This is a genomic window from Martinezella rhizogenes, from assembly GCF_007002745.1.
GTDB classification, from domain to species: Bacteria; Pseudomonadota; Alphaproteobacteria; order Rhizobiales; family Rhizobiaceae; genus Agrobacterium; species Agrobacterium cucumeris.
Genome location: NZ_SGNY01000007.1, coordinates 191294 through 209330 on the forward strand (window position 1 = coordinate 191294; position 18037 = coordinate 209330).

18 protein-coding genes are annotated in these 18037 nt (G+C 60.3%); 15 read left to right on the top strand and 3 right to left on the bottom strand.

From position 1 onward, the window contains the following. Positions 1 to 131 precede the first annotated feature (131 nt). From EXN68_RS20105 to EXN68_RS20130, 6 genes are all read left to right on the top strand, one after another. Complete coding sequence (locus tag EXN68_RS20105) at positions 132 to 494, top strand: hypothetical protein (protein ID WP_237681434.1); 363 nt, start codon at positions 132 to 134, stop codon at positions 492 to 494. Positions 495 to 580: 86 nt separating this feature from the next. Continuing rightward, positions 581 to 805, top strand: a complete 225-nt coding sequence (locus EXN68_RS20110; protein WP_142842528.1) for a hypothetical protein — start codon at positions 581 to 583, stop codon at positions 803 to 805. After that, positions 805 to 2265, top strand: a complete 1461-nt coding sequence (locus EXN68_RS20115; RefSeq protein ID WP_142842529.1) for a TolC family protein — start codon at positions 805 to 807, stop codon at positions 2263 to 2265. The genes EXN68_RS20110 and EXN68_RS20115 overlap by 1 nt, the downstream gene beginning before the upstream one ends. A gap of 14 nt (positions 2266 to 2279) precedes the next feature. Continuing rightward, positions 2280 to 3638 (top strand): multicopper oxidase family protein, encoded by a 1359-nt coding sequence (locus tag EXN68_RS20120; RefSeq protein WP_142842530.1) that lies wholly within the window; start codon positions 2280 to 2282, stop codon positions 3636 to 3638. A gap of 34 nt (positions 3639 to 3672) precedes the next feature. Continuing rightward, positions 3673 to 4152 carry a cupredoxin domain-containing protein gene (locus tag EXN68_RS20125; RefSeq protein WP_142842531.1) on the top strand — a complete coding sequence of 160 codons (480 nt, stop codon included), beginning with the start codon at positions 3673 to 3675 and terminating at the stop codon, positions 4150 to 4152. Positions 4153 to 4172: 20 nt separating this feature from the next. Then, positions 4173 to 4457, top strand: a complete 285-nt coding sequence (locus tag EXN68_RS20130) for a copper-binding protein (RefSeq protein WP_142842532.1) — start codon at positions 4173 to 4175, stop codon at positions 4455 to 4457. Positions 4458 to 4537: 80 nt separating this feature from the next. On the opposite strand, the gene EXN68_RS20135 is transcribed toward EXN68_RS20130, so the two are convergent. Then, positions 4538 to 6055 carry an MFS transporter gene (locus tag EXN68_RS20135; RefSeq protein ID WP_142842533.1) on the bottom strand — a complete coding sequence of 506 codons (1518 nt, stop codon included), beginning with the start codon at positions 6053 to 6055 and terminating at the stop codon, positions 4538 to 4540. Positions 6056 to 6188: 133 nt separating this feature from the next. Here EXN68_RS20135 and EXN68_RS20140 point away from each other — a divergent pair, with 133 nt between their 5' ends. Further along, positions 6189 to 7037: a LysR family transcriptional regulator gene (locus EXN68_RS20140; RefSeq protein ID WP_161991408.1), complete on the top strand. Its 849-nt coding sequence runs from the start codon at positions 6189 to 6191 to the stop codon at positions 7035 to 7037. A gap of 32 nt (positions 7038 to 7069) precedes the next feature. Here EXN68_RS20140 and EXN68_RS20145 read toward each other — a convergent pair whose 3' ends face one another. Next, positions 7070 to 7501: a MarR family winged helix-turn-helix transcriptional regulator gene (locus EXN68_RS20145; RefSeq protein ID WP_142842534.1), complete on the bottom strand. Its 432-nt coding sequence runs from the start codon at positions 7499 to 7501 to the stop codon at positions 7070 to 7072. 212 nt (positions 7502 to 7713) lie between these two features. On the opposite strand from EXN68_RS20145, the gene EXN68_RS20150 reads away from it, so the two are divergent. The 5 genes from EXN68_RS20150 to EXN68_RS20170 all read left to right on the top strand — a co-directional run bounded on the left by EXN68_RS20150 (position 7714) and on the right by EXN68_RS20170 (position 14892). Next, a complete protein-coding gene (locus tag EXN68_RS20150; protein ID WP_142842535.1) occupies positions 7714 to 9531 on the top strand; it encodes a chloride channel protein in 1818 nt (605 codons plus the stop codon). A gap of 259 nt (positions 9532 to 9790) precedes the next feature. After that, positions 9791 to 11329, top strand: coding sequence for an FAD-dependent monooxygenase (locus EXN68_RS20155; protein WP_142842536.1), 1539 nt, complete (start codon positions 9791 to 9793; stop codon positions 11327 to 11329). 92 nt (positions 11330 to 11421) lie between these two features. Beyond that, the gene (locus tag EXN68_RS20160) at positions 11422 to 12534 is read left to right on the top strand and encodes a PspA/IM30 family protein (protein ID WP_142842537.1); all 1113 of its coding nucleotides are present in this window, start codon (positions 11422 to 11424) and stop codon (positions 12532 to 12534) included. Further along, entirely contained in the window at positions 12534 to 13172 is a 639-nt protein-coding gene (locus EXN68_RS20165; protein ID WP_142842538.1) for an OB-fold-containig protein, read from the top strand. The genes EXN68_RS20160 and EXN68_RS20165 overlap by 1 nt, the downstream gene beginning before the upstream one ends. A gap of 28 nt (positions 13173 to 13200) precedes the next feature. Then, a complete protein-coding gene (locus tag EXN68_RS20170; protein ID WP_142842539.1) occupies positions 13201 to 14892 on the top strand; it encodes a flotillin family protein in 1692 nt (563 codons plus the stop codon). A gap of 135 nt (positions 14893 to 15027) precedes the next feature. On the opposite strand, the gene EXN68_RS20175 is transcribed toward EXN68_RS20170, so the two are convergent. Further along, the gene (locus EXN68_RS20175) at positions 15028 to 15312 is read right to left on the bottom strand and encodes a K+/H+ antiporter subunit F (protein ID WP_142842540.1); all 285 of its coding nucleotides are present in this window, start codon (positions 15310 to 15312) and stop codon (positions 15028 to 15030) included. Positions 15313 to 15629: 317 nt separating this feature from the next. On the opposite strand from EXN68_RS20175, the gene EXN68_RS20180 reads away from it, so the two are divergent. From EXN68_RS20180 to EXN68_RS20190, 3 genes are all read left to right on the top strand, one after another. Continuing rightward, entirely contained in the window at positions 15630 to 16781 is a 1152-nt protein-coding gene (locus EXN68_RS20180) for a calcium:cation antiporter (protein ID WP_161991409.1), read from the top strand. 56 nt (positions 16782 to 16837) lie between these two features. Further along, the gene (locus tag EXN68_RS20185; RefSeq protein ID WP_142842541.1) at positions 16838 to 17161 is read left to right on the top strand and encodes a hypothetical protein; all 324 of its coding nucleotides are present in this window, start codon (positions 16838 to 16840) and stop codon (positions 17159 to 17161) included. A gap of 98 nt (positions 17162 to 17259) precedes the next feature. Beyond that, on the top strand, positions 17260 to 18006 hold the full coding sequence (locus EXN68_RS20190; protein ID WP_142842542.1) for a F0F1 ATP synthase subunit A: 747 nt from the start codon (positions 17260 to 17262) through the stop codon (positions 18004 to 18006). Positions 18007 to 18037: the final 31 nt, after the last annotated feature.

Here is an 18037-nt window from a genome sequence, read left to right on the forward strand (position 1 = left end):
ATGGGCATCGTTGCGCTGGATCGGTAGAGCCCAACCTATTTGTTGATGGTTATGGGCGATACCCATTGACAAATTTCAGGACTGCGGCTCTTCTACAGCGCATGAATGGGATGTTGCGAGCATCGAAATTGATGGCCCTGTTGTTCAGACTGGTGATGGTACTGTCACTGGCGGGCTACAGCGTTTCCACCGTCAATGCCGCAATGCATGCCGAAAACGACGTGCCGATCTCACAGATCGAAAACGACCATTCGGCTGGCCGGGGTCACCACGACGCCGCCGTTCAGGATCACGGCGACCACGCCGATCAACACGACCACGCCAGCAAGGAAAAATCGAAGAATTCCTGCTGCCAGGATTATTGTGGTGTCGCGGCCATTCCGTGCCCCTCTTCATCCCTGAGCCATCCGACCGTCATTTCCTTGCGTGCGTTTATCGACGATACGCATGCCGCCGGTCTGGCACCGAAGCTTCAACGCCCCCCTAATATCTGAATATCCGGAACCGCTTTGCGGGCTTTCCTGCACCTGCATGCGTGAGCGTGCTGGAGCAATCATGATCTTATTCCCGGATTTTCACCATGAAACGTTTGTTCCTGGTGGTTGCCCTGCCGCTTTTTGCGGGCGGATGCGCAGCCACCTTACCTGAAGTTGTCATATCGACCGACAGCCCCGACACCGTCTCCAGCCTCAGGCCCATACCCTATCAAAACCCGATCGGAGCTTACACGCACCGCGTTCCCGTCGATCCGAAACCCTGGCGTGGTCTGAACGACGCACAGGCGCCGGTAAAGGGAGGCGCGTGATGATCATACGTCCTATCAGACTGGTATCCTCCCTTCTGTTTCCTCTCATCGCGGCAGGCTGTGTTACGACCGATTATGCCGCCAAGGATGCCGGCTTTGCCGATGCAACGCTGAAAAGCGCCGAGGCAACCGGCAAGCAGACTGTCTGGGTGCAGAACCAGCAGCAGGCACAGATGGTGCGCGACCGCGTCAAGGCGCTGATGGCCAAAAAGACCATCGACGTCGAAACCGCCGTTCAGGTTGCATTGCTGAACAACAAGGGGCTGCAGGCATCCTATGCGGATCTTGGAGGCAGCGCTGCCGACGCCTGGCAGACGCAACTCTCCGTCTTTCCGACCTTTTCCGTCAGCCTGAACGGCATCGGAACGCCCGGGCTCGCCATGTATCGCGTGCTTGAAGGAGCCGTCACCGCCAATATTCTCGCCCTGGCGACCTATGACAAGAATATCAGGCTGGCGGATACGCGCTTCCGCCAGGCGCAGGTCAATGCGGCGATCGCCACCGTATCGCTTGCCGCGGAAACCCGCCGGGCATGGATCAACGCCGTGGCCGCCTGGGAAAACGTCGCCTATCTCAACCAGGCGAAGGTCGCAGCCGACGCCTCTTCGGAACTTGCGAAAAAGATCGGTGAAGCGGGCTCGATGCCCAAGGCCAATCAGGCCCGCGAGCATGTGTTCTATGCGGAACTGACGGGAGAAACGGCAAAGGCGCGACTGGCAGCGAAACTCGCCAAGGAAGAGCTGATCCGGCTGATGGGCCTTTCCGGCACGGACGCCGAGTTCCAGATACCGAACCGGCTTCCTTCCCTGCCCAAGACCCTGATAGCGCGCAACGATATCGAAGCGGAAGCAATTCACAAACGCATGGATTTGCAGGTCGCCCGCCTCGAATTGCAGGCAACTGCACAATCCTATCGTCTGGAAGACGCCACCCGCATCGTCACCGATATCGAGCTGGCCGGAAACTGGGAGAAGGAACGCGAGCGCGAGGACGGTGCCACCCGTTCGGACATTGCAAGAACCGGCTCGCTGTCCTTCACGATCCCGATCTTCGATTCCGGGCAGGCGCGTCTGCGCAAGGGCGAACTCGCCTATATGCGGGCGGCCAACCAGCTGGCCGGGCTGGCCGTCGACATCCGTTCGCAGGCCCGTTCCGCCCATCTGGCCTACAGGTCGAATTACGACATTGCGCGCCACTACCGCAACAATGTCCTGCCCCTGCGCAGCGCGATCGAGGAACAATCACTGCTGTCCTATAACGGCATGATTACCAGCACCTTCGAGCTGATCGCCGATACCCGCGAAAAAATCGAATCCACCATCCTCGCAGTCAACGCCAAGCGCGACTTCTGGTTGGCCGAAGCCAACCTTGCCCCCGTCATCTATGGCGGAAGCACGGGCAGTGCCGCGGCCGAAACCGAAGTCGCATCGGCGGAAGCGCCGGCAGGCGGCGGTCATTGAGAAAGGAAACGGGAATGTTCAGCAGAAGACAATTGCTTGGAGCAGGCGCCGCCGGCGCAGCGCTCGTCTCCTCCAAAACCTGGGCGCAGACTTCCAATATGGGCCTGCCGGAAGCAGCCAGCATGGAAGGCGCTGCGACCCAGACACCCACCCGCCCCTCAACCGGCCCGGATTACAACCCGGTCGTCACCCTCAACGGATGGACCCTGCCCTTCCGGATGAACAACGGAGTCAAGGAATTCCACCTCGTCGCCGAACCGGTGGAACGCGAGATGGCCGAGGGCATGACCGCCTATCTATGGGGTTACAACGGCCAGTCCCCCGGCCCGACCATCGAAGCTGTGGAGGGTGACCGGGTGCGTATCTTCGTCACCAACAAATTGCCCGAACATACGACGGTTCACTGGCACGGCATGATCCTGTCTTCGGGCATGGACGGTGTCGGCGGCCTGTCGCAACCGCATATTCCGGTTGGCAAAACCTTCGTTTACGAGTTCGATCTCGTGAAATCCGGCACCTTCATGTACCACCCGCATTCCGACGAAATGGTGCAGATGGCCATGGGGATGATGGGCTTTTTCGTCGTGCATCCCAAGGACCCGGCATTCATGCCGGTGGACCGGGACTTCGTGTTTCTCCTCAGCGCCTTCGACATCGACCCGGGAACTTACGTGCCCCGTGTCATGGAGATGACCGATTTCAATCTCTGGACCTGGAACAGCCGGGTCTTTCCCGGCATCGATCCGCTGGTCGTGTCGAAAAATGACAGGGTGCGGGTGCGGGTCGGCAACCTGACCATGACCAATCATCCGATCCACATGCATGGTTACGACTTCGAGGTCACCTGCACCGATGGCGGCTGGGTGCGACCCGAGGCGCGATGGCCGGAAGTCAGCATCGACATTCCCGTCGGCGCGATGCGCGCTTACGAGTTCGACGCCAAATATGAGGGCGACTGGGCGATCCATTGCCACAAGTCGCACCACACCATGAACGCCATGGGTCACGAAATCCCGACATTCATCGGTGTCGACAAAAAGGAAGTCGCCAAGAAAATCCGGCAGATCCGCCCCGAATACATGCCGATGGGCACCGCCGGCATGGCTGACATGGCCGAAATGTCGATGGAGATACCCGAAAACACCGTGCCCATGATGACCGGTTGGGGTCCGCACGGCCCCATCGAAATGGGCGGCATGTTCTCGGTGGTGAAGGTCCGCGAAGGTATCTCCGCAGGCGATTACGCCGATCCGGGCTGGTATGAAAACCCACCCGGCACACAGGCCTTTGAGTGGACGGGCAACCTGCCCGACGCACCCAAAGCCAAAGATGCAAGCACGCAGCCCCCATCGCCCCATTCGAACCGTGGCTGATCATCAACATTCCCAAACGAAAAAGGAAAACGACATGAACACTGCAATTCTTGGCCTTGTGCTGGCAGCACTTGCAACCCCCGCGCTCGCGGCCGGCAGCCACGCCGGCGGACATAGCGAGGCGATGGCCGTGGGTGAGCCCGGCGACGCCACGAAAGTCACCCAGACCATCCGCGTCAGTATGAAAGAAACACCGGATGGCAAGATGATCTTCACGCCCAACAGCTTCAAGGTCCGCAAGGACCAGACCATCCGCTTCACCGTCAAGAACGAAGGCGAACTCGATCATGAATTCGTTCTCGATGAAGAAGCGAAGGTCATGGAACACAAGGGGCTGATGGAAAAATTCCCCGAGATGGAACATGCCGATCCGAACGCCATCCGCCTGGCGCCTGGCAAGACGGGGGAAATCGTCTGGAGGTTCACCAATGACGGCGTCTTCAAGGTCGCCTGCCTTGTGCCCGGACATTACGACGCCGGCATGCACGGCGATGTCACCGTTGCCAAAAAGTAAGCAAACAAGGAAACCGATCCATGAAAACAATCATCAACACCACCCTCGCCGCAGCCCTCTTTATTGCCTCCGCCGCCGGCGCCTTCGCGCAGGAATTCACCGCCGGCACGGTGAAGAAACTCGATGCCAAGGCCAAAAAGGTCACGCTTATCCATGAGGAACTGAAAAACCTGGACATGCCGGCAATGACCATGGTCTTCGACGTAAAGGACGAAGCCATGCTGGCCAAATTGCAGGAAGGCGCGAAAGTGCAATTCGTCGCCGAGCGGGTGAACGGCAAGCTGACCGTGACGCAGCTGAAATAACTGCGGCGGAACCCGCAAAGACCAGCGCGCACCCCTATCGGCAAAACCGGTGGGGGTGCGCCTCATTCGCCTGCGGTACATCAATCGCAGGCGGGTTTTCGCACCGGGCCGAAGACCACGAAGCTGATGGCGGAAAGCAGCCAGACACTGATACCGGCATAAAGCATGACCAGGCCGAAGCCATCCGCCAGCGCCTGATGGACGAGCACCTCCGACAGGCCCTGCCCCGACGCTTCCGCGGTTCCCGCCGCAACCTTTTCAGCGAGCAACTGCAATGCGTTCATATCCGTGCCGGGTAGGTTTGCCTGAAGCGAAGAGCGGACGCCCTCCACCAGAATGAAGCCCATGACCGGAATATTGATGGCAAGCGAGATCATGCGCGCACTCATGTCGATGCCGGACGCCATGCCGGAACGCGCCGGCGGCACCGCACCCGTGGTCGTATTGGTGACCGGCGTATTGGTCAATCCGAGCCCGATGCCAGAAAGAATGCAGCCGGGCAGCATGGTGAGCCAGTTGGCATTTTCGATGCCGCTGCCCAATTTCATCAGCATGAAACCGAGACCGATGATGAACAGCCCGGCAGGTATGACAAGACGAGGCTGATAACGCAGGGACAGGCGCTCCGCCAGCGGCGGCATCACCAGCGCCGGCAGCGTGTAGGCAAGCAGACCAAGACCGGCGGTGACGCTGTCATAACCGAGACCCGCCTGAAACCAGATCGGCAGATAGATCATGAAGGGCCAGAAGCTGATGTTCATTGCCGCCGAGCCGATGATGGCCCCGGAAAACGGCCGGATGCGGAACACGGAAAAATCGAACATAGGCCTTGGCGTGAGCTTTTCCACGATGAGAAAGGCAATGAAGCTTGCGACGGACCCAGCGAGGATCAAAAGCGCGGCCTGACTGGCAAAGCCGAGTTCAGGGCCTTGCGTGATGAAAAACGCAAGGAGAAACACGGCCAGCGACAGCGTGGCGATGCCGGCAAGATCAAGACGGGTCGCTTCCGGATCAAGCGATTCCCGCACGCCGCCCACTGCGAGCAGCAAAGTGCCGGTGCTGAGCGCCACGTGAACGAGGAACACCCATTCCCAGCTCCACAACGCGACGATGGCCCCGCCGATAATCGGGCCAAAGCCCAGCCCTACACCGGAGACGATGCCCCACCAGCCGAATGCCATGCCACGCTCACCAGCCGTGCGGAACTGGTGTGACAGGATGGCGATCTGGCACACCAGCATCGCACCGCCGCTCAGTCCCTGAAGGAAACGTGCCGCAATCAGCACCACCACATTTTCCGTCATTCCGCAGGCAAGGGACGAAAGCGCAAAAGCTGCAATACTGGCAATGAAGACGCGCTTGCGGCCAAAGCGGTCGGCCAGCGCGCCTGTCGCCATCAACACCACCGTCACGCCGATCGTATAGGCATTCATGATCCACTGAAGCTGCCGGAAATCCGCATGCAGCACCTGTTCGAGTGTCGGCAGGATTGCCGGAACGCTGGAAATCTCCAGTCCGAACATCAGGGCGGAAAGACAAACGGCAGCGAGCGCCATGGCGCTTCTGCTGCCTGCGGGTGCGGTAACGGCAAGGGTCATTCTTCAGCCTTTCATGGGTCGGATCGCAAAAGCGAAATCCGGTCTGCGGAACCGAACGCAAACTAGCCAAAGCTTGACCATAACTGAATTGGATGATTGGCTATTTCAGAGACAACAAATTGGAATTACCGATATGCGCACGCTGGATGTGGATGCCGTCGAGGCTTTTGTAACCATCGCCGATATGCAGAGCTTCACCCGCGCGGCCGAAGCGCTGGGAACCACCCAGGGCGCCATCAGCGTCAAGCTCAAGCGGCTGGAAGACCGGCTGGGCCAGCGGCTGCTTGAGCGCACGCCCCGGTCGGTGCGGCTTTCAGCGCAAGGTGCGGTGTTTCTGGCGCCCGCCCGCGAATTCCTCGCCGCGCATGATCGTGCCCTTGCCGGCCTTTCATCTCCGCGCCGCCGTTTTGGCCTTGGCATTGCCGCCCATGTTGCGGGGCCGGAGGTGCCAACCCTTCTGGCGCGGCTTAATGCTCATGATCCGGGGCTGACGATCGAAGTGCGCATGGACAATTCCCGCGTGCTGCTGGACGCCTTTGACCGTGGAGAAATCGACGCCGCGATCATCCGGCGTGAAGACGACCGGCGCGACGGCGAGGTGCTGGGTGCGGAGCATTTCGGCTGGTACGCCGCTCCGCAGTTCGAACACCGGCAGGGCGAGCCCCTGCGGCTGGCAGCACTTTCACCCGCCTGCGGTGTGCGCGACATTGCCGCCCGCGCGCTGGATTCGGCCGCCATTGCCTGGACGGAAGTGTTTCTTGGCGGCACCTCGTCGATGGTTACGGCCGCGGTCTCCGCCGGCCTTGCCATTTCCGCCTTTTCCTGCCGTCTTGCACCGCCCGGCACGGTCGAGGTCAGCAAGCGCTTCGGCCTGCCGTTGCTGCCCTCCACTGAAGTCGTGATGTTCTCCACCCTTACCGACAGCAGATCCCGCGAGGCGTTGCGCACGCTTGCCGCTGCATTCCGGGAACATCGGCCCTGATACGGCCTCCGGGTAGCAGCGGATAGCGCCGCCTATTTCAGCGGCTCGCGCGCCTCTTCCAATGTCTTGAGAATATCGATCAACCGTGGCGCCATCTCGCGGATTTCGGTGAGATGAATGGCGGTCAGCCGTTCCAGAACGGCCTGCGCCTTGTCCGTCAGCGCCAGTGTCTGGCGGCGGCGGTCGGCGGGGTCAGTGTGCCGGGTGAGATAGTTGGCGGTGACCAGCCGGCCCACAAGTTCCGTTGCCGAATGGGGTGCGATCAGCAACCGCTCGGCAAGCCTGCCGACGGTCATCGCCTCTTCATCGCGATGCCCGCGGATGGCAAGCAACGCCTGATGTTGCTGGGCCGGAAGCCCCTCCTCTTGCGCTGCAGAGGTGCTGAAATCCATGAAGCGTCGTAGCGTGTAGCGCAGGTTGGAAAGGGCCTCGTAATCGGCATCGCTCAACCTGTCCTTTGGCATTTTCCACACTCCCGCTCTCTGCGATTCATCCTGCTCAAGGCGCCCAAGGCGGAAATATCTTCCCGTCGCCATTCGTCCGGCTTAGCGCAGGACGGCCTGCTCCGCCAGTGCGGAGCCGCTGATCAGCGCGTCACTTCCCCATACCTATATTGATTTATATCGTATTACGATGTATTGACGCCGCCATCCACATCACAGCAACGGAAAATGCCATGCCGAAAACCACGCCTCACCGCCGGCTACACGATTTCACGGGCGGCCTTGCCCGGCGTGAAGCGGGCGACTTTACGACCGACCGCCGCGTTCTGGCCCTTATCGGCATGGCGCTGATCGTCGGCACCGGCGGCGCTTTCGCCGCAAAGCTGCTGGTGAGCCTGATCGCGCTTGTCACCAATCTCGCCTGGTTCGGGCAGCTGAGCATGGCAGCCAGTTCTCCCGCCGAAGCGCCACGTTCGTTGTGGATGGTGGCAATCCCCGTGCTTGGCGGCCTCGTCATCGGCCTGATGGCCCGGTACGGATCGGAGAAAATCCGCGGCCACGGCATTCCCGAAGCGATCGAAGCCATACTCATCGGCGGCAGTCGCATGTCGCCGAAGGTCGCCGTCCTGAAGCCACTCTCCTCGGCAATCTCCATCGGCACCGGCGGGCCGTTCGGTGCGGAAGGGCCGATCATCATGACCGGCGGCGCGATCGGATCGCTGTTCGCCCAGTGTTTTCACCTGAGCGCCGCCGAGCGCAAGACCCTTCTGGTCGCAGGTGCGGCAGCCGGCATGACCGCCATCTTCGGCTCGCCGATCGCCGCCCTGACACTCGCCGTCGAACTGCTGCTGTTCGAATGGAAACCGAGAAGCTTCATTCCCGTCGCCCTTGCCACCTGCATTTCGGCGTGCTGGCGTCCTTTCCTTTTTGAAGCCGGCGCGCTCTTTCCCCGGCAATTCCACATGGACCTGCCATGGTGGGGCATCGGCCTGTGCGCCATGGTGGGCATCATAGCCGGCCTGCAATCGGGCCTTCTGACAACCCTGCTCTATCGGATAGAGGATGCCTTCGAGGCCCTGCCGATCCACTGGATGTGGTGCCCGGCAATTGGCGGCCTTGCCGTTGGCCTCGGTGGCCTAATCGAGCCGCGCGCGCTTGGGGTCGGTTACGACATTATCGACGGCCTTCTGAACGGCCGACTGCTGCCGCAGGCGGTCCTGACAATATTGCTGGTCAAATCCGCCATCTGGCTCATATCGCTTTCGTCAGGCACATCAGGCGGCGTGCTCGCACCCCTCCTCATCCTTGGCGGCGCGCTTGGATGGCTGGTCGGTCTGGCGCTGCCCGGCGATCCCGGTTTCTGGGCGCTTCTGGGCATGGCAGCGATGATGGGCGGGACAATGCGTGCGCCGCTCACCGGCACCTTCTTTGCGGTCGAACTCACAGGTGACGTCTCAACCCTGCTGCCGCTGCTCGCCGCCACCATTTCCGCCTATGCGGTAACGGTCCTTCTGCTACGCCGCTCGATCCTGACGGAAAAGATCGCGCGGCGCGGCCAGCATATCACCCGCGAATACGGCATCGACCCCTTCGAATATACCCGCGCCCGCGACATCATGATCGATACGGTCGATACGTTGCCGGCGGATATGCGCGTCGGCGATGCCTCCGCTTTCTTCGCAACCACCGAAAACACGCATCGGATTTATCCTGTTGTCGATCAACAAGGCGTGCTGAAAGGCATCGTTTCACGCGGCGATGCGCTGCAATGGCAGCAGAACCCGGCGCTTGCCGATCAGAGCCTCGACGAGCGCGTTTCCGACACCTCGGCTCCCGTGGCGCATCCAGAAGATACCATCGGTTATGTCGCGGATTTGATGCTTGCGACGGACACGGGCCGCATCCCTGTCGTTGATGCGGAAACTGGTCGCCTTGTTGGTCTCGTGGCCCGCAAGGATCTGCTGCGGCTTCGCCATACGGCCAATACGCTGGAGAACGAGCGCAAGCCCTATCTCGGACCACGCAAAGCCAATCCGGCAAAAGCAGGCTGAAAAGGCCTGTCTGCGCAGCCACGGCCGGAAAGCAAGTATCCCGTCTTGCCGACCGGCCGGTTCGGGACTATAGAAGAAATGTCGAAAAAGGCACGACTTGGTGTGGTCTAGCCCAAGTCCTTTCGGAAACGAAAGCTCTGTCCATGCCCCGCGCATGAGTCCCACGACGAACAACGACGCTGTCAGGGCGTCAAATTGTTCGTCCGTGTGGTTCTCAAAACGATGAGCTGCTCCGGTCGAACGACCAAAGGAGCATTTCATGTCAAATACCCCTCAGATTTACGATGTCGTGATTGCCGGCGCTGGTCCTGTCGGTCTGTTTCTCGCCTGCGAGCTACGCCTGGCCAGAGTTTCTGTTCTGGTGCTGGAGCAGGCCCCCGACCCTTCCTCTCCGCTTAAGAAACTCCCCTTCGGCATGCGGGGTCTTTCCGTGCCCACCATCGAAAGTTTCCATCGCCGCGGCCTGCTGGAGGACATAACCGAAAAGCAGCCAACGAAAGAGCAGCCAAACGGCAACCATGGCTTGACCGCGCATTGGATGCAGCAGCAGCGCCGACCGGGCGGCCATTTCGCTGGCATCCAGTTCTTCCACGATAATATCGATACGTCAAAATGGACCTATCGCTTGCCGGATTCGACGCCGGTTACCATCGCTTCCAGCATGGAAGAGATCGAAACCGTTCTGGAAAGACGTGCAACCGCAATGGGCGCCGAGATCAGACGCGGCCTTGGCGTCGAGGGCATCGAGCAGTCGGATGAGGCCGTGACCATTCGCGCCGGCGGCCAGATATTTCACGCACGGTGGCTTGTTGGCTGCGATGGCGGCCGCAGCACGGTGCGCAAGGCGGGCGGCTTCGATTTCGTCGGTACCGATCCGGAATTCACCGGCTATTCCGTTAAGGTCGAAATGGCTGACCCTGAAAAGCTCGCTCCGGGCCGCCACTACACGTCGACCGGCATGTACACTTATCAAGAGCCCGGAACCATCGCGATGGTCGATTTCGACGGCGGTCGGTTTCACCGAACCCAGCCGATAACGCCGGAGCATGTGCAGACAGTGCTGCGGCATGTTTCCGGCAGCGACATCACGATAACGGGCCTCAGCCTTGCAACGACATGGACGGATCGCGCCTATCAGACCACGACTTACCGCAACGGCCGAATATTGCTTGCGGGCGATGCCGCGCACATACACTCTCCGCTTGGCGGGCAGGGGCTTAATCTCGGGCTGGGCGATGCGTTCAATCTTGGCTGGAAACTTGCAGCGACGATCCGCGGCGATGCCCCGGACGGATTGCTGGACACCTATACCGGCGAGCGGCACCCGGTGGGAGCACAGGTCCTCGACTGGTCGCGCGCGCAGGTCGCTCTCATGCGCCCGAGCCCGAGCACAAGGGCGCTGGAAGCCATCATCCGCGATCTCATCGAGACCCGCGATGGCGCGACATATTTCGCCGAGCGTGTCTGGGGTGTTTCCCTGCACTATGAGCTTGGCGGCCAACATCCGCTTGTCGGCCGCAGCGTTCCGGATTTCGTACTGACCGATGGAAGGAAGACCGGCGAACTTCTGAGAGAAGGCAAAGCTCTGCTTTTGGACTTTGACGCGGATGAATCGCTTCAAGCGCTTGCAGGCCGTTGGAACGGGCGAATTGCTTATGAGGCGGGCAATGCCGTCAACCACCTCGACTTAAGCGCCGTGCTCGTGCGTCCCGATGGCATCGTCGCCTGGGCCACCGGGTCAACTCCTGACAAGGAGGAACTTACAGAAGCCGCTGGCCGGTGGTTCGGTACATTATAAATTACATCTGAAGCGGGAAATCAGCTTATGCAGAGTTGAAAAAACTGGCGCAGCCCCTTGAAAGCACCAATGGAGTGCTTTATGTATTTCACATGAGCACGAAACTTCTGTCCAACGTCGTTCTGGTACTCAATCTTTCACGGGAAGATCGATCTTCCCTTGAAGAAACGCTTCTTGCCTATCGACGTGCGATGGCAATCCTCGATCAGACCGAAGGCGCCAACCTCGTGGCGCTGCATGCCGCAGCTTATGAGGAAATCAGGGTCAAGACAGGCCTCCCATCCCGCATGGTGACGCTGGCTTTACGCGACCATAGCCAGCGTGATCCGCAGGAGCCGGTGCGCGACATCCCGCTCGACAGCAAGCTGTTTTCGGTCAAGGGGCCTGACAGCCTCAGCATCGCCACCCTCTCGGGCCGCGTCGTCGTGCCCTACACCGTTCGTGGTTATCACGACGGCTGGAATGACTTTTCAGAAGCGCGCCTCGTTTTCGAGGGCGAAACCATCAGCATCCATGCCGGCATAAAAACCGGCTTCCAACCGAACAGGGAGGCTTCGATGAACAATGAAGGTATTCTCGGGCGGCTCGGGCGTGTCATCGCCGGTGTCATGAACAATGCCGTCGACGCGGCCGAGGCGTCCAATCCGGTCGCCGTTGCACAACAGGCCGTGCGGGAAATTGCCAAGATCGCCGAGGAAGCGCGAACGGCCCTGGGCGTGGCGGTTGCCGCCGGCCATCGCCTCAAATCGAAGGCCGCCGATCTCGATGAAGAAATCAGCGACCTCGACGACAAGATCAGGATCGGGCTGGAAAACGGCCGTGAAGATCTGGCACGGGCCGCAACCGGGCTGCAGATCGATCTGGAGGCGCAGCGCGAAGCGCTGAACAAGGCGATCCTCGAGAATGCCGCCGAAATTGCCGAGGCGGAAACCACCTTGCGCAGCATCGCCTCTGCAAAGGCGGATGCGCAAAAGCGGCTCGAAGATGCCAAGCGTGCCGAACGCGCCGCACCTGCCAGCGTGGACGCCACCCCGTCCCAGCGCAATGACCGCCGTCTGGCCGAGGCGCTGGAAGCGATCGAAAGGGTGACCGGCACACCGGCCAAGCCCAATACCGGCGCAGCCGAGGTGGAGGAGCTGGGCCGCATGCAGCGACAGAGCGCCATCGAAGCGCGGCTCAAGGCTTTCCGGGAGGGTGAACGCTGATGGAAGGCATTGTCCAGCCAGGCACAGCCCCCTTCTGGATCGCCCTCTTGACGGTCGCCGGTCTCGGCATTGTCGAACTCGTCTCGGTCCTGCTCGGCGTATCGGCCTCCGGGCTGCTGGACGACAGTTTCAGCTACCATGCGCCGGGCGATACCGAAGCGGGGCTGCTGGGAAGCTGGATGTCCTGGCTCAACGCCGGCGGCGTGCCGCTGCTTGTTCTCGCGGTCATTCTGCTTTCGGTTTTTGCCGTTACCGGTTTCTTCATTCAGGGGGTCGCTTCCACAGTGCTTCTCGGGCCCTTGCCGCTCCCTCTGGCCATGAGCGGCGCGGTTGCCGTGGCCATTCCGGCCACGCGGTCGCTCAGCCTTGCTGTTGCAAAGGTCATTCCACGCGATGAGACCAACGCGCTCGAGCAGGCCGACTTTCTGGGGCTCACAGGCGTCGTCACCATCGGGCCGCTTGACCAGGGCAAGCCCGGCACCGTGCGGGTCAAGGACCGGCATGACAATATTCACTTCCTGCGCGCGCAGGCCGCATCCGGTCACACGATCGATACGGGTGCGCAGGTATTGATCGTCGATGGGGCGGATGGGCTTTTCCAGGCCATCCCCGCACCGCCGGATCTGAAAAATTCATAATAGCGGGCACAACAGGGGTTAATTCACCATGGACTTCTTTTCTTTGAGCCTGATTGCCGGTGCCATCGTCACGGCGATCGTCGTCATCGGCATCATCATGACATCGCTTTATACGCGCTCGACGCGCGACAAGGCCTATGTCAGAACCGGCCTTGGCGGCAAAAAAGTCGTACTCGACGGCGGCGCAATCATTCTGCCGATCTTCCACTCCTATTCCTGGGTCTCGCTCAGCACGTTGCGGCTGGAAGTGAAGAGATCCGAACATGAATCGCTGATCACCAAGGATCGCATGCGCGCCGATATCACCGCCGAATTTTACGTGCGCGTGAAGCCGGACGCCGAAAATATCGCGCTCGCTGCTCAGACGCTTGGCGACCGGACAAACGACGCCGATGCACTGAAATCCCTGGTCGAGGCGAAGTTCGTCGACGGCCTGCGCTCGGTCGCCGCGACCATGTCGCTGCGCGACCTGCAGGAACAGCGTGCCGAATTCGTCAAATCCGTGCAGGCGGCCGTCGCCCATGACCTGCAGTCCAACGGTCTGGAGCTGGAATCGGTGTCGCTGACGCGGCTCGACCAGACCGACATCAAGCATTTCAACCCCAACAACACCTTCGATGCGGAAGGCCTGACGGCGCTGACGCGGATCACCGAGGAGCGCAAACGCGAGCGCAACCAGATCGTCCGCGACAACGAAGTCGAAATCGCCACCAAGGACCGCGAAGCCGTGCTGCGCCGCCTGACCATCGAGCGCGAACAGCGCGATGCGGAACTGACGCAGGAACGTGATATCGCCAACAAGACCGCGGAAACCCGGGCAGAAGCCGCACGTGCCGAACAGGCCGCCCGTCTGAACGAGGAGACCGCAAAGCTCGATACCGAACGCGGCATTGCCGAGCGGGATGCGGAAGCCCGCCAGGCCCGCGAGACCGCCCGCATCGAGGCCGAGCGCGGCATCGCCGAGCGCGAGGCGGAAGCCCGCAAGATCACCGAAACCGCCCGGATCGAAGCGGCGATCGCCGTTGCCCAGAAGGTGGAACAGGAACAGGCTGCGCGTGCCAAGGCGGATGAAGCCAAGGCAGCCGCCATCACCGCCGAAGAACAGGTGGCAACCGCCCGCGAAGTGGAAATCGCCGAACGTGCCAAACGCATTGCCGTGATCGACGCCCGCAAGGCGGCCGAACAGGAAGCGACGGCGATCACCGTGAAGGCGGAAGCCGAACGTGAAGCTGCGGAAAACCTCGCCGCCGCCGCCAAGATCGGCGCCGAAGCCGAGGCGCAGGCAGCCAAAATCCGCGCCGAAGGCGTCATCGCGCTCGGTGATGCCGAGGCGCAGGCGGAGCGTGCGAAAAACGATGCACGCAATGCGCTATCCGGCGACATCATCGAATTCGAACTTGCCCGCGCGCGGATCGCCATCATCCCCGAGGCGCTGGCCGAAGCGATGAAGCCGATCGAGAAGATTTCCGACATCCGCATCTTCAGCGCCGGAAATCTGGCCGGCGCACTTGGTGGCGGCAGCGATGGACAAGGTGGCAATGGCCTGGGCGATCTTTCAAGCCAGCTGCTGAGCTTCACCGCGCAGAAGCCGGTTCTCGATGAAATCCTCGCACAGGCCGGTTTCAAGGGAGCGGACCCGACACAGGCCCTCCTCGCAGCCTCGATCACGAATGGCACGGATCGGCCAACCTCGGAAAAACAGCCACGCAAGGAGACTTAACAGGGTCTCGGCAGTCCTTCTGTCCGGCACTCGTCTCGGCAAGAATATCAAGCGCGGCCAATCTAAGATGGCCGCGCTTTTCTGTTCTTTAGACACTCCACGAGACCCGTTATACGCCCCGGAAATGATGCCGCATCACTCGATCACCTCACCTCGCATCAGAAACTTCGCAAGTGCGACCGTCGAAACGAAGCCGAGAATTGCGAGTATCAGAATGAAGGGAAGGTACAGGGCGTTTCCGGTTTTGATCGCCAGCACCAGCGCCTGCAATATTCCAATATTGTAAATCGTATCAATTGCCATGACACGATCCTGGGCCCTTGGACCCTTGATCAGCCGATATGCGGCGAATACCATGGCAAGCAGAAGCATGCCCTGGGCAAGGGTGGCGGACCAGTAAATAATGTCGGCGCTCAACATCATCGGCACCGCTCAACAGGGTCGTGCTGAAGAAAAAATACCGGTCTGTTCGGGGCAGTTATGAGAGATCATGGCCTTGCTCCACGTGTTCTTTAGACACGGGGCCGTCCCCAATTGATCCGGATGGCGCAGGTCGTCCTGCACAACTGCGTGCTATCACCAATGGCGCCTGTCATCAAGGCGGTGGCCCGACTGCGCCATTGCTTTCAGGAACCCTGCCATGCTATCGCTGACATCAACAGCTTGACAGAGCTTCGTTCGGGACGACCCGAATGCGACAGATTGCCGGGGACGACCCCAGATAGAGGTCGCCTGCAATGTCTGACAAATCTCCATCCTTTCTCCGCACTCCCTGGCCGAAACTCGTCGTGGCCTGGCTGGTCGTCGCCGTTTTCCAGCTGTCCGGCCAGTCATGGCTCTCGCCTGATATGACGCCAACCATTGCCATCTCGTGCTTTCTCGTTCTCTTCGCCACGATCCTGATGGCGGCTTTCGGGGTAGTGAAAGAGGCCGATGAGCTGGCACATCAACTGGGTGAACCCTACGGAACACTCATTCTCACGCTGTCGATCGTTGCAATCGAAGTGATCCTGATTGCGGCGGTGATGCTGGGGCCGAATGAAGCGCCGACAATCGGAAGAGATTCCATATTCGCGGTGATGATGATCATCCTCAACCTCGTGACAGGTATCTGCCTTCTGGCGGGCGCGATGCGTTATGGCGAGCAGGAATATAATGCGCCCGGCGCCGTTTCCTTCATTGCGATGACGGTGGTTCTGGCCGGCGTCGCGCTTCTGGTGCCAAACACGCTCCCCGCAGGCAATGGCACATTTACCGCTCTCCAGGCCATCGTCATCTCTCTCGTGACCGTGATTGTCTACGGCAGTTTCCTCGCCCTGCAGATGGGCCGCTACCGCAGCCACTTCATGCAACCGGCACCGGGCCGGATGTCGATCAGGCTGACAGAACCCGTCAAGCGTCAGGCTCCAGACCATCCGACGGACGGTCATGCCCGCAAAAAGAACATCGTTCATTCGATGTTTCTGATCGGATTGATGCTGCCGATCGTGCTGCTCGCACATGACCTTGCCATCGTCATTGATTACGGCGTTGCGCAGGCCGGTGCCCCGGTGGCCGTTGGCGGCGTTCTTATTGCGATCATCGTCTTTACACCCGAATCGATCACGGCCGTAAAGGCCGCGTTGAACAACGAGACACAACGGTCAATCAATCTGTGCCTCGGCGCATTCGTTTCAACTGTCGGGCTCACGGTCCCGGCGGTCCTGACGGTTGGCCTCGTCACCGGCAAAACAGTGATCTTCGGAATTTCGCCCACCGAAACCATCCTGTTTGCCCTGACGGTTGCGCTGACAACCCTGACCTATCTGGGCAGGCGAACCTCGGCGGCGCAGGGACTGTTGCATCTGATGCTGTTCGTCATCTTTGGCCTCCTGTTGTTTACGGCCTGAGGCCACGGCATCGCGGGACGGCCCGCGCGCGCTTCAAACCGAACGGGGACGACCCCATGATCGCGAGATTCATGATGTGGAACGCTCCCGAAATGCTTTATCAGGACATTTCAGAAACGGTCGCAAAAAGTGCAAATCAACGCTCGCCAGGCTGGGTGACGCGGATTTCGGCGGTCTTGATCTTCGTTCTCGTCGCCAACCATCTGGTCCGGTTTTCCCGCGCTGATGCGTTTGCCCGAAAACGATTGCCACCTGCCACCGATTTGGCTAGAAAGCCCTCGCGCGGGACGACCCGTGCCTTGAAACGTTCCGGGGACGGCCCTGACTCTCAATCTTGGGATCAGAATGGCCGATATACCGAACACCCTCCCTATTTCTGACTTTCCACCACACGCACGGTCTTCCTGCGTCCGGCACAGCCGCGACTTCGAACACCGGCGCATCCCCGTCATTGTCGCAATTTACTGAAGGACCTGTCATGGCCGGCCCCATCGACCAATTCGAAGTCAAACCTCTCGTTGAAATTACAGTCGGGGATATCGACCTCAGCTTCACTAATGCTTCGGCATACATGTTTCTCACCGTCACACTGGCCAGTTCATTCCTGCTTCTGGCAACCGGCAAGGCCCGCCTCGTGCCCGGCCGCTGGCAATCGAGCGCGGAGATGCTTTACCTGTTCGTTGCCAAGACCCTGCGTGACAATGCCGGCGAACAGGGGATGCGGTTCTTCCCCTTCGTGTTCTCGCTTTTCATGTTCATCCTCTTCGCGAACATGATCGGCATGTTCCCTTATGCCTTTACCGTAACGAGCCAGATCATCGTCACCTTCGGCCTCGCCATGATGGTGTTCGGCACCGTCACGCTTTATGGCATGTTCAAACACGGTATTGGTTTTTTCGGCCTGTTCAAACCCGCTGGAATCCCGGCAATCCTGGCGCCGATCATCGTGCCGATCGAAATCATCTCCTATATTTCGCGCCCCGTCAGCCATTCCGTCCGCCTGTTTGCGGTCATGCTTGCGGGCCATATCACCCTGAAGGTCTTTGCGGGTTTTGTCGCCTCCCTCGCCAGCATTAATGCGCTGGGGGTAATCGGCGCGATCGCGCCACTCTTCATGACGGTCGCCATCACGGCTCTGGAATTCCTGATGGCCGGCATTCAGGCCTATGTCTTCACCATGCTCACCTGCATGTATCTCAACGATGCACTGCATCCGGGACACTAAAGCATTCACGGCGGCGCCGAGCGTCCCTTGT

Excerpts from the sequence above, each read along its gene's own strand:
- EXN68_RS20165 (WP_142842538.1), top strand. The coding sequence starts at position 12,534 with ATGGAAGGCATTGTCCAGCCAGGCACAGCCCCCTTCTGGATCGCCCTC.
- EXN68_RS20160 (WP_142842537.1), top strand. The coding sequence starts at position 11,422 with ATGAGCACGAAACTTCTGTCCAACGTCGTTCTGGTACTCAATCTTTCA.
- EXN68_RS20175 (WP_142842540.1), bottom strand. The coding sequence starts at position 15,312 with ATGTTGAGCGCCGACATTATTTACTGGTCCGCCACCCTTGCCCAGGGC.
- EXN68_RS20140 (WP_161991408.1), top strand. The coding sequence starts at position 6,189 with ATGCGCACGCTGGATGTGGATGCCGTCGAGGCTTTTGTAACCATCGCC.
- EXN68_RS20150 (WP_142842535.1), top strand. The coding sequence starts at position 7,714 with ATGCCGAAAACCACGCCTCACCGCCGGCTACACGATTTCACGGGCGGC.
- EXN68_RS20170 (WP_142842539.1), top strand. The coding sequence starts at position 13,201 with ATGGACTTCTTTTCTTTGAGCCTGATTGCCGGTGCCATCGTCACGGCG.
- EXN68_RS20135 (WP_142842533.1), bottom strand. The coding sequence starts at position 6,055 with ATGACCCTTGCCGTTACCGCACCCGCAGGCAGCAGAAGCGCCATGGCG.
- EXN68_RS20145 (WP_142842534.1), bottom strand. The coding sequence starts at position 7,501 with ATGCCAAAGGACAGGTTGAGCGATGCCGATTACGAGGCCCTTTCCAAC.
- EXN68_RS20120 (WP_142842530.1), top strand. The coding sequence starts at position 2,280 with ATGTTCAGCAGAAGACAATTGCTTGGAGCAGGCGCCGCCGGCGCAGCG.
- EXN68_RS20115 (WP_142842529.1), top strand. The coding sequence starts at position 805 with ATGATCATACGTCCTATCAGACTGGTATCCTCCCTTCTGTTTCCTCTC.
- EXN68_RS20125 (WP_142842531.1), top strand. The coding sequence starts at position 3,673 with ATGAACACTGCAATTCTTGGCCTTGTGCTGGCAGCACTTGCAACCCCC.
- EXN68_RS20105 (WP_237681434.1), top strand. The coding sequence starts at position 132 with ATGGCCCTGTTGTTCAGACTGGTGATGGTACTGTCACTGGCGGGCTAC.
- EXN68_RS20110 (WP_142842528.1), top strand. The coding sequence starts at position 581 with ATGAAACGTTTGTTCCTGGTGGTTGCCCTGCCGCTTTTTGCGGGCGGA.
- EXN68_RS20190 (WP_142842542.1), top strand. The coding sequence starts at position 17,260 with ATGGCCGGCCCCATCGACCAATTCGAAGTCAAACCTCTCGTTGAAATT.
- EXN68_RS20130 (WP_142842532.1), top strand. The coding sequence starts at position 4,173 with ATGAAAACAATCATCAACACCACCCTCGCCGCAGCCCTCTTTATTGCC.
- EXN68_RS20180 (WP_161991409.1), top strand. The coding sequence starts at position 15,630 with ATGTCTGACAAATCTCCATCCTTTCTCCGCACTCCCTGGCCGAAACTC.
- EXN68_RS20185 (WP_142842541.1), top strand. The coding sequence starts at position 16,838 with ATGATCGCGAGATTCATGATGTGGAACGCTCCCGAAATGCTTTATCAG.
- EXN68_RS20155 (WP_142842536.1), top strand. The coding sequence starts at position 9,791 with ATGTCAAATACCCCTCAGATTTACGATGTCGTGATTGCCGGCGCTGGT.